The sequence below is a fragment of the Tenacibaculum aestuarii genome, assembly GCF_964510395.1.
Lineage (GTDB): Bacteria > Bacteroidota > Bacteroidia > Flavobacteriales > Flavobacteriaceae > Polaribacter > Polaribacter aestuarii.
On sequence record NZ_CAZEFY010000001.1, the window covers coordinates 758,028 to 770,299 of the forward strand.

Genomic DNA, 12,272 nt, shown 5'->3' on the forward strand with positions numbered 1-12,272 from the left:
TAGAATTAATGCTAAAAGCCAACAGCTAATAGCAAAAAGCAAAAAGCAAAATAAAATGAAACTAAACTGGGGCACGGGTATAGTAATAGCAATTGTAGGATTTATAGGGTTTATCATGTATTTCGTAGTAACGATGAGTACAGGTAAAAACTACAATCACGATTTAGTAACAGAAAAGTACTACCAGCAAGAACTAGAAGTTCAAAATCAAATTAATGCTACTAAAAACGCTAAAGAATTAAAAGAAAATATTAAAATAGAAAGAGTAACTGAAGGAATTAAAGTCCATTTTCCAACGGACTTTAATCCTAAAGATATAAAAGGAAAAGTGTTCCTATACAGACCATCTGATAAACAATTGGATTTCGAAATGCCTATTTCGCTTTCCGAAACATATTTGCTCGTGCCTGAGAACCGTTTGTTGGGTGGTCGTTGGAACATAACCGTTTCCTGGAACTACAAAAATAAAGATTATTTATTTCAGAAAGAATTGGTTTACTAATGTTTCTTTCAGCAATTATATTTGGTTTATTAGGAAGTTTTCACTGCATAGGCATGTGTGGTCCTATAGCTTTTATGTTGCCTGTAAATAGAACGAACAAAGTAAAACAGTTCTTTCAAATTACTAGCTATCATTTAGGGCGACTATTTACATACAGTTTAATAGGTTTGTTGTTTGGGTTATTAGGAAAAGGATTTTATTTTTTCGGATTTCAACAACAACTTTCAATCATAGTAGGTGTTTTAATGATTCTGGTAATTTTATTACCTAAAACTTTTCAGAAGTATAATTTTTCAACGCCTATTAATAAATTGGTAATGAAAGTAAAGTCTTCTTTAGGAAAAGAGCTAAAGAAAAAAGGAAATGATACTTTTTTTACCATAGGTTTTTTAAACGGTTTTCTTCCTTGCGGATTGGTGTATATGGCCGTTTTTGGAGCATTAACTACCAATAATATGTTATCAGGTAGCTTGTACATGTTTCTTTTTGGTTTAGGAACCGTACCTTTAATGACAGCGGTGGTGTATGTAGGTAATTTTGCAAATGGTTTGGTAAGAAAAAGAATTCAACAAGCCATACCTTACGTGGTTGTTTTCATAGGAGTTTTATTCGTATTAAGAGGGTTAGGGTTAGGAATTCCTTATGTATCTCCATTACCAGTTACTGAATTACATAATTCGGTAGAAGGTTGTCATTAAGAGCTTTAATGATAAATATCATAGTTTTAATGAGAAAGTTTAGGTAAATTTATAAAGTGTATTAAACTTTAAAACTAAATGAATCATGAAAAAAATAATTGTTCCTGTTGATTTCTCTGAATATTCTGAAAAAGCGTTACAAACTGCTGTGTTTTTTGCAAAAGAAACGAGTGCAGAAATCGTAGTTGTGCACATGTTAGAGCTTTCAAACGCTGTACTTAGTCAGTCAGAAAGTTACATCCAGCAAGAAATGTTATTTTATTTAGAGTTAACGGAGAAAAAGCTCGCTGAATTTTTAAAGAAAGACTATTTATCTGGTGTGAAAATAACACCGATTATCAAGCATTTTAAAATTTTTAGCGAAATAGATCTTTTAGCTAGAGAAGAAAAAGCAGATTTGATCATAATGGGATCTAAAGGAGTTAGCGGATTAAAAGAAATGTTTATAGGTTCTAACACCGAAAAAGTAATTCGTTATGCTCATATCCCTGTATTAGTAATTAAAGAAAAGCCAATAACCGAAAAGATAGAAAAGGTGCTGTTTGCTTGTGATTTTTCTGACGATGATATAAAGCCTTACATGCAGGCTAAAACTTTCTTTAATAGCCTTAATACAAGTGTAGAATTAATATATGTAAGTACTCCTACATCTAAGTTTAAAAGTACAAAAGAGCTAGAAGAAAGAATGGAGCGTTTTTTTAAACAAACCAACGAAAGTGCTGAGGAAGGAATGAAAAAAGTGAAAATTGTTTCAGATTATTCAGTAGAAAGAGGTGTGTTTTATTATGCTGATAAAATTGATGTTGATGTGTTAGTTGTAGCAACACATGGCAGAAAAGGAGTAGCTCATTTTTTTGAAGGAAGTATTTCTGAAGATATCGCAAATCACAGTAAATTACCAGTAATGTCTTTTAAGATATAAGTATATAATTAGAAATAAAAAAGCTCATTCAAATTTGAATGAGCTTTTTTATTTTATGATAAAGAAAGGATTATTTACCTTCTTTTTCTTTTATATCACTTACAAATTTTTGCAAACGTTTTCCATATTCAGAGCTTTTAACTCTATCAGTTAAACTATTGTTGATAGTATCTAAAAGTTGAATATTAGCATCGTATAATTCAGATAAAGCAATGTAAGGAGCGGCTTCGCTATCTGCATTAGCAATGGCAAAGTTTGTAGAAAATAAGAAACGACGACGGATCATTTTTTTGTAATCTTCCTCTACTTGCTGTATTTGAGTTTCATCTTGAGATTGACGAGCTTCTATCTCTTTTTTTACAAAATTTAAACGTTGCTCTAAAAACTTCTGATTTATCTTACGATATTCATCCATTACTTCTTGGTTTTTAGAACCTTTAATTTCAGGTTTAAAACCAAATTCTTCAATATTATCATTTATTGTAATTTCACCTTCTTCACCAAAGAACATAATATGTTTATCAGTTGTGTTTCCATCAAAAGTAAGGTAGTACATCACAGGAGACTCTACATTATCGGTTAAGATAAATTTGTCATCACCTAATAAAGCTAAAGAATCAACAGATACTAATAACGTATCGTTCATTTTTTGAAGATATAAAGTACCTTTTTTTAGTCCTTTGATTTGACCTTTAACTATCATGTTTCCCTCTTTTTTAGAGGAGCAGGCAAAAGCTACAAGTGCAATTGCGAAAAGAGCAATAATTTTCTTCATTGAATTCAAAATTTGTCTGTTGCAAATATGCAGATTTCTCTTAAACTTTTGAGGCAATTTCCATTAAAATTGTACAGAGAATTGCTCCTACAGTACCGATAGCGTATCCGAAAACAGCTAATAAAACACCTACAGTAGCTAATGATGGGTGAAAAGCTTGCGCTACAATAGGAGCAGAAGCAGCACCACCAACATTTGCTTGACTTCCTACAGCTAAGAAGAAATATGGAGCACGGATTAATTTAGCTACTAAGATTAATAGTCCTGCATGAATAGCCATCCAAACTAAACCAATAGCAATTAATCCTACATTGTCAAAAATTAAAGTTAGGTCCATTTTCATACCAATAGTTGCTACTAATACATAAATAAAAATACTACCAATTTTACTGGCTCCAGCACCTTCATAATTTTTAGCTTTTGTAAAAGATAAAAGTATCGCTACAATAGTTGAAATACTGATTAACCAGAAGAACCCTGACCCTAAAAAAGAAAAGATATTTCGCCAAGTTTGAGATTCCATACCAGCAGTAATAGCAGCAAAGATTTCGCTTAAATATCCTGCAGCAAAATGACCAAAACCAACAGTTCCAAAAGCAATAGCTAACATGATGATAAAATCAGTTAAAGTAGGATTTCTACGTACGCCTTGTGTAAAATTAGAAACACGTTCTTTTAAGTCTTCAATAGCAGAAGTATCAGCTTTTAACCATTTGTCAATTTTATCTTTTTTACCAATTCCAATTAAAATAATAGCCATCCAAATATTAGCTACAACGATATCAACAAATACCATTCCTCCATATTTAGCAGGGTTATATTTGTAAATTTCTAACATTGCAGTTTGGTTAGCTCCACCACCAATCCAGCTACCAGCAAGGGTAGATAAACCTCTCCATACAGCATCAAAATCTGCACCGCCAACAGTTTCAGGTGAAACAATAGAAATTAATAAAATAGCAATAGGACCTCCGATAATAATTCCGACAGTTCCCGTAAAAAACATAATTAGCGCTTTTGAACCTAAGTTAAAAATCGCTTTTAAATCAATGCTTAAAGTCATTAAAACTAAGGCCGCAGGTAATAAAAACCGACTAGATACGTAGTATAATTGCGATTTGTTTTTTACGATTTCACCAGCAGTATTTGTAGTTTCCCATTCAGGAGAAATAACGCCTAGAGTAGTAAAGATTGCTGGGATAAAATAGGCCATGAATAAACCTGGTACTATTTTATAAAATTTATGCCAAAATCCTGAGGTTTGTGATTCTGTATAAAAAACAAAACCTAAAGAAATCATTAAAATACCAAAAACGATTGCATCGTTTGTAAAAAGAGGTGCTTCCATCTAAAAAAATTTGCCGCTAAAGTATGAAATAATAGTTAGTTCTATTTTCTGTGATCTGTGGTAATTGCAATTCCTAGTTGAATTCTATTAAAATTGCCAACATCGTTAACATTGATTAATTGATATCCTGCTTGAAGCTTTATAATATCAGAAACTTTGTATTTAAAACCAGTTCCGAACCAGTTTTGGTTGTATGCTTCACCTTCAAAATCTAAAAAAGTTTCATTGTATATGTAAGTAGACCATTTTTCATCGATAGGATGACTCAAGGCTAATTGATATCTAAAGAAATTACCAGTAGTTGATTTAAAAAAACGTTGTTCACCTCTAAAGCGATGTGCTAAATTTAAACTAGCTATTTTATGGTTAACATTCAAATCTTCATAAATGCGATGTTCGCTAAAGTCACCAGCAGTAATGCTAAAAGTTTCATCAGTGTTTAAGAAAGCATACCCTATGGTAGCATTTATATTTTTATTGAATTTATAATTAGCTCCTAAACGTCCAATGAATTGCTGCATGTCATCACCAACTTCAAAGAAGCGAAAATGTGCCATAGATTTTAACCCGAACTTATCTGAGATTTGGTGAGATCCGTTGTACATGTACCATACACCTAATTCTTTGGTTGGGTCTGGTGTGGTTGCTTGTTGTGAAAAACTGTTGAATGAAAATAAGGTGATAATTAACAATAATAATTTTCGCATAATAGTAATTGTGGTTCTTTGTGATATTAAAAATCCCCCACATAAATAAATTTGCGGGAGATTTTGTATTATGCTGACAAAAATATAAACTCGATAATTTTTAGGAAAAGTTATACTGTTAAAGTTCTTTGAATTTGTTTATAAATCATCTTTTTTAATAGGAGCTTCTTTCTTTAAATAGGTGTCTAAGAACTGTAAGATTTTACTATTTGCTTCTATTTGATTTTCTTTTTTCACAAAACCATGACCTTCATCATCAAAAAGAACATACTCCACAGGAACACCATTTTTCTTAACGCCTGCTACAATTTCATCAGATTCTACTTGTAAAACCCTTGGGTCTTTAGCTCCTTGTAATACCATTAAAGGTTTGGTTACTTTATCGGTGTGAAATAAAGGAGAAATCCTTTTTAGTCTAACGGAATCAGCAGAATATGGGTTTCCTAATTCTTTGTATAAAGCTTCTCTAAAAGATTCCCACCAAGATGGAATACTTTTTAAAGTACGCATCCAGTTGGTTACTCCATAAATATTTACACCTACGGCAAATTCTTCAGGGGTGTAGGTTAATGCAGCCATGGTCATATAACCACCATAAGACCCTCCAATAATTCCGATTTTCTCAGCGTCAATTTCAGACTGATTTGCTAACCAGTTTTTTCCTTCTACACAATCTTGTAAATCTTTTTCACCGTGATTTAAGTCATCCATAGTAAAAAAGGTTTTACCATAACCACTACTTCCACGATTATTAACAGCTAATACAGCATATCCATGATTAACTAAATATTGAATTAGCGAACTAAAGTTTTGACGAGATTGCCCTCCTGGTCCTCCATGTACCCAAACTAAAGCAGGAACTTTATTGTCTTCTGAAGCTTGATGAGGTAGATAATAAATAGCAGGAATCGTCACTCCATCAAAAGAAGGGTAGCGAATTACTTTTGCTTCTACCAAATCGTTAGGATTAATTTCTTTGTTTAATACATCGGTTAGTTGTGTTTGTTTTTGAGTTGCTAAATCGTAAACGTATAAGTTAGATGGTGCATCAGAACCTCCAGCATAAAAACGCATCATGTTTTCATCTCTAGAAAAACCAACGCTAGTTATACTTTTTCCGTTAACATTAGGTAAGGTTATATTTTTACCTTCAGCAACATCAAAAACTTCAATTACATTTTTTGCATCCTCGTTAATATAGGTAACTCTATATTTTCCATTGTTGGTAAAATAGCTTCCAGAAATATCCCAATCTTTCGTTAACACTTTTTCTGTTTCATTAGTACTAATGGTATATTTCATTAAGGTAGCAAATTCACCTTCTGCATCAGTTGTGTAGTAAAAATCAGTATCATCAATAGAAAAGTCAGCGGCAGAATTACCACTCAACGTGAGGTTAATTTTTGTAATTACTTTAGTGCTTCTATCAAACAAAAACAAGTCGCTATCGTTAGTATTAACCGTTTTGCTTAGCGCTAGAATGTTTTTATTATTTGATATTGCTGCTACATTATAACCGTCTTTATTTTCATAAATCATGGTAGGTGTAAAAGTTTCAAGATCCATTTCATAAAGGTCCATAAAACGCTTGTCTCTTTTATTAGAAGTAAAAAAGAAGCTTTTCTCATCTTTTGCCCAGCCAAAAAATCCAGCTCTAGCACCTTTAGTAGGTGTTAAATCTTTAATGTTACCATCAAGTTCTCTTAAAAATATATGATAAATTTCATCACCATTATTATCCATCCTGAATAACATTCTTTCATCCTTTGGAAAATATGAGGTTGCAAAAACAGAAGAGCTGTCTGATTTTGTTATTGGTTCAAACTCTCCGTTAGTTGTAGAAACTGTGTACATGTTATAAATTCCCGAACTATTACTGGTTACAAGTAATTTTGAATTATCAGGTGAAAAACTTCCTCCAATAACACTCTCGTTATCCATCATTTGTTCGATAGAGTATTCTTTAAGTGTTTCAGCAACTTCTGTTGGCTTTTTTTGCTCTTTTTTACAAGCACTGGCTATAATAGTAATAGCGAGTAGTACGATTATTCTTTTCATTATGTAAGGTTTAGTTAATTCGAATTATTCTACAGAAAATTTTTCCGTTTCTTTAAATGGAGATAAATCTATTTTTTCTACCTCAACTTTATATTCTTTCCAGTCTTTATCGAAAAAAGCATTGGTTTTTTCAATAGCATCTTTAAAAGCTCCTTTAAATTGATTGATTAATTGTTTTTCAGTGGCGGTTTGTTCACCAAACCTACTATTTACGTACCAATTTGCTGTACCTAACCTTTGGGTAACTGTCGGATCTGGATTACGGATAATTCCTTGACGTTTATCAACTTTGCCAAAGTAAATATCAAGTAAGCTATCAATTTTTTTAATAGCTTCGGTTGAATTTTTTATTTGCTCTTTGTAGGCCTTTTTATCCTTTTTTGTGAGCTCGGTTTTGTAATTATTAGCGATGTCTTTGCTTTCAACTAATTGTTTAACTGCATCTGCAATAATATTTTGATACTTTTCGAGCTCTTTACCTGTATCGTATTTTTGATTGATAGCCGTTTGAGAAATAGTTAGTCTAGGATCGAATTTTACCGTGATGTTTTGTTCAGAAGTTTGATCTCCAAACGTAGTTTTAATTCTGTAAGTACCTGGTTTTACTCTTACACCACTAGGTTCACTTTTTTGTTTTCTAATGGTTCTTGAAGGTCTATAAACTCCTTTTTCATCCATAAACCAAACACCTTTGTGAATTCCATTTTCTTTGGGAGTTTTTCTTTTTAGTGTTCTTATCAATCGATTACCATCAAATATTTCAAATTTAATAGAATCCCATTTTACTTTATTTTCAGTTTTTTTAGAGTTTTCGATTGCGCTCGAACTGACACCATCGGTTTTTTTAGCACCTTCTTTTTTATCAGTTTTCTCTTTTGTTTTTGGTTTGTTGATGTAGAATTGTACTAAAGCACCGCGACTTCTGTTTTCACCATTATAAATAGCATCTGCACCAAATCGGCTGCCTGTTGGTTGCTGGTAAGCTGCTTGATAAGCAATAGGAGGCTCAAATAATTCGATACTTTTTGTAAGGATATTTTTGTTTGTAGCCAAAGCTCTTAATGGGCGAATATCATCCAATACCCAAGCTGATCTACCAAATGTACCTATAACCAAATCATATTCTCTTGGATGAATTACCAAATCTTTAACAGGAACAGTAGGGAAGCCTTCTGTCCATTTTGTCCATTTTTCACCTGCGTTTAAAGAAATATACAGTCCATCATCTGTCCCTAAAAAAAGTAAATTAGATTCGATAGGGTCTTCAATAATACTTAACGCAAAACTTTCTACATCGTTTTCATCTACTATACGTTGCCATGTTTTTCCGTAATCGGTAGTTCGATAGGCATACGGTTTGTAATTAAAACGACGATAATCGTTTGCTACTAATAAGGCTTCTCCTTTGTTTTTATTAGAAGCTTTTATTTGTGTAATCCAACTATTTTCTGGTAATCCTTTTAGGTTTTTAGCAACATTTGTCCAAGTTATACCACCATTTTGAGTGACATGTACCTGACCATCATCTGTAGCTGCCCATAACATGTCTTTTTCTATTGGAGAAGGTTCAATAACTAAAATAGTACAATGATTTTCTGCGCCTGTAGCATCCATAGTTAAACCTCCACTTTCATGTTGATTGAGTTTAGCTTTGTCGTTGGTGCTTAAGTCTGGAGAAATAACTTTCCAAGTCAATCCTTTATCGGTTGATTTATGCACGAATTGACTTCCGAAGTATAAAGTTGAATTGTCAAATGGATCAATATTAATAGCGGAGTTCCAGTTAAAACGTAGCTTTACATCAGGATCTGGATGTGTAGGACGAACCGTATAATTGTTTCCTGTTTCATAGTCATAACGAGACACGAAACCTTGTTGACTCATTGTCCAACCATAACGAGCATCATCTTTATCAGGTACTACGTCAAAACCATCACCAAAACTAATTTCTTGCCAATAAGAGTTTCTAATCCCTTGGTCTTTCCATACATATGCAGGTCCTCGCCAAGAACCGTTGTCTTGCATTCCTCCATATACATTATAAGGGAATTCATTGTCAACATTAATATGATAATACTGAGCAATAGGTAAGTTGGCAATAAAGCGCCATGTTTTACCACCATCTCTGGTTATATTTAATCCTCCGTCATTACCATCAATCATAAAGCTTCCATCTTTAGGGTGTATCCACCAAGCATGATGATCTGGGTGAATTCCGTTATCAACACCATAAGCAGGCATTAATTGCTTAAAATTTTTACCACCATCAATAGAAACATTTACGTAGGTAAAAACTGTATATAATTTATGTTCATTTTGGGGATCAACATAAATTTCAGAGTAGTAGAAAGGACGATTCCCGATACCTTTTTTATCATTTGTTTTTTTCCATGAAAATCCTCCGTCTTCACTTTTATACAGGGCATTCTTTTTTGCTTCTACTAAAGCATAAACAGTGTTTGGATTGGAAGGAGCAATTGCTACACCAATTCGACCTAACTCTCCTTTAGGGAAACCTTCTTTATCGGTAATTTTTTTCCAGTTGTCACCTCCATTATGTGTAATGTATAAACCACTTCCTTCACCACCTGACTTAAAAAACCAAGGATCACGTTTATGTTCCCACATAGCAGCGATTAGTTTATTTGGATTTGATGGATCCATAATTAAATCGGCAGCACCCGTTTTTATATTGTTGAATAAGATTTGTTTCCACGTTTTACCACCATCTGTAGTTTTGTATACACCACGTTCTTTATGTTCACCCCATGGAGAACCTATAGCACCTACATATACAATATCAGGATTATCAGGATGGATAATTACACGATGTATATGTCGTGTTTTTTCTAACCCCATTGATTTCCATGATTTTCCACCATCTAAGGATTTAAAAATTCCGTAACCACCATTTAAACTGTTACGAGGGTTACCTTCACCAGTTCCTACCCAAATAACGCTTGGATTTGATTGTTGAATAGCTAAGGCACCGATAGAGGCAGTTACCTCTTTATCGAAAATAGGTTGCCATTTAATACCACCCGAAGTAGATTTCCAAACTCCACCAGATGCCGTACCAACGTACATAATATCAGGATTTGATTCAACTACATCGATAGCAGTTACACGACCACTCATACCACCTGGACCGATGTTTCGTGGCTTCATGTTTTTAACTAAATCCATTGAGAATTCTTGTGAGAACAACATAGATACAGTGAAAAATAAAAGGAAAAAGAAAAGCTTATTCATAATTGTTAGTTGATTGTAATTTAGTGTAGTACAATGTACAAAATAGAAAACGCCTAATTAAAAATTAGGCGTTTTTTTAACAAGTTGTTAAGATTTTGAGGTTATTCTTCCTTCTTTTTGGGTTCTCTTTTTGCTTCTTTAAGTGCTTGCATAAGCATCCATTCGATCTGCCCATTGGTAGATCGAAATTCGTCAGAAGCCCATTTTTCAATAGCTTTTAACATGTCTTCGTTTATGCGGAGTGCAAATGCTTTCTTTTTTGCCATGTTTGTTATTATATGTAAGAAACTATTATATTATAGAGTTAAATTACGGGTCAAAAATACGACTTCCTCATATTTAGTCATATCAAAGGGATAATGAAACTAAAAACATATATGAAGATGAATAATATTATCCGTATCATAATTGTTGTACTTTATGTTCATAGGTTTCTAAAACACGTTTTGCTTCTTGTTCTTTTTTGGTTCCTATAAGCAATTTTTTACCATTTTTTAGTTTTAGTTGAATACCTATATCTCCTGAAATATTTAAAGCAGTTCCTCTTTTTTTATTCCATAGTAATCCGCCTTTTAAGCCCCATCCTCCATATTCACCAATGGGATCATAATTTCTGACATAGGCTTTTTCAATTTCAGACCAAGCTATTTTTCTTAAAGAAAGATGAAAAGGGAAGAATTGATAATGAATTCCATATTCGTCAATTCTTGTGGTTAATTTAAAAATAAAGATAAAAGCAAATGAAGCTAAAATTCCAAGAAGAGTAAGTGTTAACTCTATAGAGCTCATTGTAGAATTTTCTTGTATATATTCTTTAACAATAAGTATTACGGGCACAATTAAACTTACAGCTAATATTACTAATAACCAAAGTTGTGTAAATCGTTGCTCTTCTTTAAAAATTTTCATTTTATCGGTTTTTATCTCTTTCTAAAATAACTTCAATATTGCCATCACTTACTTGGTATGTACTAGTAACTCGCCAACCTTGTTTCGCATAATTGTTAATTTCATCTTCAAACTTTTGTTTTCCGTTAGACCAGCTAAATTTTCTATGTATAATTTTATATTCTTTCATTAGTAAGTAATAGTTTTTTAATGGTTTAAAGTTCCTGCATTTACAACTGGTGAAGCCTCTTTGTCTCCACATAAGATCACTAATAAATTACTCACCATTGCTGCTTTACGTTCTTCGTCTAACTGAACAATTTCTTTTTTGTTTAGTTCTTCCAAAGCCATGTCTACCATATCAACAGCGCCTTGTACAATTTTATGACGGGCAGCTACAATAGCTGTTGCTTGTTGACGCTTTAACATGGCACTTGCTATTTCTTGCGCATAGGCTAAATAACCAATACGAGCTTCCAATACCTCAATACCAGCAATAGCTAAACGTTCTTCCAGCTCTTTCTCTAAAGCTTCACTTACTTCATTAACACTAGAACGTAACGTAATATCTTCTTCATGGCCTTCATCAGCAAAATTATCATATGGATACATGCTTGCTAGTTTACGTACAGCTGCATCTGTTTGTACACGAACGAAATTTTCATAATTGTCTACATCAAAAGCAGCTTTATAAGTTTCGGTAACGCGCCACACCAAAATGGTGCTAATCATTACTGGGTTTCCAAGTTTATCATTCACTTTTAAACGCTCACTATCAAAATTACTCGCTCTTAAAGAAATAGTTTTCTTTTTGTATAAAGGGTTTGCCCAATACAATCCATTTTGTTTTACGGTACCAACATATTTTCCAAAGAATAATAAAACTTTAGAAGAGTTTGGGTTTACTAAGATAAAGCCCAAGGCTAAAATAAAGGCCAGTAAAGAAACTAAAAGATATACTGGATTTTCTGTTTTTATAGCTAATGTAATTCCGCTTAAAAAAAGTGCAAGAACAATAAAGAACATTAAATATCCATTAGCTGGTTTGATGATTTTTTCTGCTTTCATTTTTTGTTTTATTTAAAGTGATGTCAAAATGATATCATAAAGATATAATTTAAT

General features: G+C 32.7%; 12 protein-coding genes. 3 read left to right on the forward strand and 9 right to left on the reverse strand.

Translation table 11 applies throughout. From position 1 onward, the window contains the following. The first annotated feature begins 55 nt into the window (after positions 1 to 55). The 3 genes from ACKTSU_RS03665 to ACKTSU_RS03675 all read left to right on the forward strand — a co-directional run bounded on the left by ACKTSU_RS03665 (position 56) and on the right by ACKTSU_RS03675 (position 2,122). Positions 56 to 502 (forward strand): FixH family protein, encoded by a 447-nt coding sequence (locus ACKTSU_RS03665; RefSeq protein WP_408034993.1) that lies wholly within the window; start codon positions 56 to 58, stop codon positions 500 to 502. Further along, on the forward strand, positions 502 to 1,200 hold the full coding sequence (locus ACKTSU_RS03670; protein WP_408034994.1) for a sulfite exporter TauE/SafE family protein: 699 nt from the start codon (positions 502 to 504) through the stop codon (positions 1,198 to 1,200). The genes ACKTSU_RS03665 and ACKTSU_RS03670 overlap by 1 nt, the downstream gene beginning before the upstream one ends. Before the next feature lie 85 nt (positions 1,201 to 1,285). Next, entirely contained in the window at positions 1,286 to 2,122 is an 837-nt protein-coding gene (locus ACKTSU_RS03675) for a universal stress protein (RefSeq protein ID WP_408034995.1), read from the forward strand. 70 nt (positions 2,123 to 2,192) lie between these two features. On the opposite strand, the gene ACKTSU_RS03680 is transcribed toward ACKTSU_RS03675, so the two are convergent. From ACKTSU_RS03680 to ACKTSU_RS03720, 9 genes are all read right to left on the reverse strand, one after another. After that, positions 2,193 to 2,897: a DUF4369 domain-containing protein gene (locus ACKTSU_RS03680; RefSeq protein ID WP_408034996.1), complete on the reverse strand. Its 705-nt coding sequence runs from the start codon at positions 2,895 to 2,897 to the stop codon at positions 2,193 to 2,195. A 40-nt stretch (positions 2,898 to 2,937) separates the two neighbouring features. Next, entirely contained in the window at positions 2,938 to 4,245 is a 1,308-nt protein-coding gene (locus ACKTSU_RS03685; RefSeq protein ID WP_408034997.1) for a DUF819 family protein, read from the reverse strand. A 41-nt stretch (positions 4,246 to 4,286) separates the two neighbouring features. Continuing rightward, positions 4,287 to 4,952, reverse strand: a complete 666-nt coding sequence (locus ACKTSU_RS03690; RefSeq protein WP_408034998.1) for a DUF2490 domain-containing protein — start codon at positions 4,950 to 4,952, stop codon at positions 4,287 to 4,289. 138 nt (positions 4,953 to 5,090) lie between these two features. After that, positions 5,091 to 7,010, reverse strand: a complete 1,920-nt coding sequence (locus ACKTSU_RS03695; RefSeq protein ID WP_408034999.1) for a S9 family peptidase — start codon at positions 7,008 to 7,010, stop codon at positions 5,091 to 5,093. 24 nt (positions 7,011 to 7,034) lie between these two features. Further along, on the reverse strand, positions 7,035 to 10,262 hold the full coding sequence (locus ACKTSU_RS03700) for a WD40/YVTN/BNR-like repeat-containing protein (RefSeq protein ID WP_408035000.1): 3,228 nt from the start codon (positions 10,260 to 10,262) through the stop codon (positions 7,035 to 7,037). A 101-nt stretch (positions 10,263 to 10,363) separates the two neighbouring features. After that, positions 10,364 to 10,528: an Arc family DNA-binding protein gene (locus ACKTSU_RS03705; protein WP_120187537.1), complete on the reverse strand. Its 165-nt coding sequence runs from the start codon at positions 10,526 to 10,528 to the stop codon at positions 10,364 to 10,366. Between the two features lie 136 nt (positions 10,529 to 10,664). Then, positions 10,665 to 11,171, reverse strand: coding sequence for a hypothetical protein (locus ACKTSU_RS03710; protein WP_408035001.1), 507 nt, complete (start codon positions 11,169 to 11,171; stop codon positions 10,665 to 10,667). A 1-nt stretch (position 11,172) separates the two neighbouring features. Then, the gene (locus ACKTSU_RS03715) at positions 11,173 to 11,340 is read right to left on the reverse strand and encodes a DUF4177 domain-containing protein (RefSeq protein WP_408035002.1); all 168 of its coding nucleotides are present in this window, start codon (positions 11,338 to 11,340) and stop codon (positions 11,173 to 11,175) included. A 17-nt stretch (positions 11,341 to 11,357) separates the two neighbouring features. Next, positions 11,358 to 12,218, reverse strand: a complete 861-nt coding sequence (locus ACKTSU_RS03720) for an SPFH domain-containing protein (RefSeq protein ID WP_408035003.1) — start codon at positions 12,216 to 12,218, stop codon at positions 11,358 to 11,360. Positions 12,219 to 12,272 lie beyond the last annotated feature (54 nt).

Excerpts from the sequence above, each read along its gene's own strand:
- ACKTSU_RS03665 (WP_408034993.1), top strand. The coding sequence starts at position 56 with ATGAAACTAAACTGGGGCACGGGTATAGTAATAGCAATTGTAGGATTT.
- ACKTSU_RS03670 (WP_408034994.1), top strand. The coding sequence starts at position 502 with ATGTTTCTTTCAGCAATTATATTTGGTTTATTAGGAAGTTTTCACTGC.
- ACKTSU_RS03675 (WP_408034995.1), top strand. The coding sequence starts at position 1,286 with ATGAAAAAAATAATTGTTCCTGTTGATTTCTCTGAATATTCTGAAAAA.
- ACKTSU_RS03680 (WP_408034996.1), bottom strand. The coding sequence starts at position 2,897 with ATGAAGAAAATTATTGCTCTTTTCGCAATTGCACTTGTAGCTTTTGCC.
- ACKTSU_RS03685 (WP_408034997.1), bottom strand. The coding sequence starts at position 4,245 with ATGGAAGCACCTCTTTTTACAAACGATGCAATCGTTTTTGGTATTTTA.
- ACKTSU_RS03690 (WP_408034998.1), bottom strand. The coding sequence starts at position 4,952 with ATGCGAAAATTATTATTGTTAATTATCACCTTATTTTCATTCAACAGT.
- ACKTSU_RS03695 (WP_408034999.1), bottom strand. The coding sequence starts at position 7,010 with ATGAAAAGAATAATCGTACTACTCGCTATTACTATTATAGCCAGTGCT.
- ACKTSU_RS03700 (WP_408035000.1), bottom strand. The coding sequence starts at position 10,262 with ATGAATAAGCTTTTCTTTTTCCTTTTATTTTTCACTGTATCTATGTTG.
- ACKTSU_RS03705 (WP_120187537.1), bottom strand. The coding sequence starts at position 10,528 with ATGGCAAAAAAGAAAGCATTTGCACTCCGCATAAACGAAGACATGTTA.
- ACKTSU_RS03710 (WP_408035001.1), bottom strand. The coding sequence starts at position 11,171 with ATGAAAATTTTTAAAGAAGAGCAACGATTTACACAACTTTGGTTATTA.
- ACKTSU_RS03715 (WP_408035002.1), bottom strand. The coding sequence starts at position 11,340 with ATGAAAGAATATAAAATTATACATAGAAAATTTAGCTGGTCTAACGGA.
- ACKTSU_RS03720 (WP_408035003.1), bottom strand. The coding sequence starts at position 12,218 with ATGAAAGCAGAAAAAATCATCAAACCAGCTAATGGATATTTAATGTTC.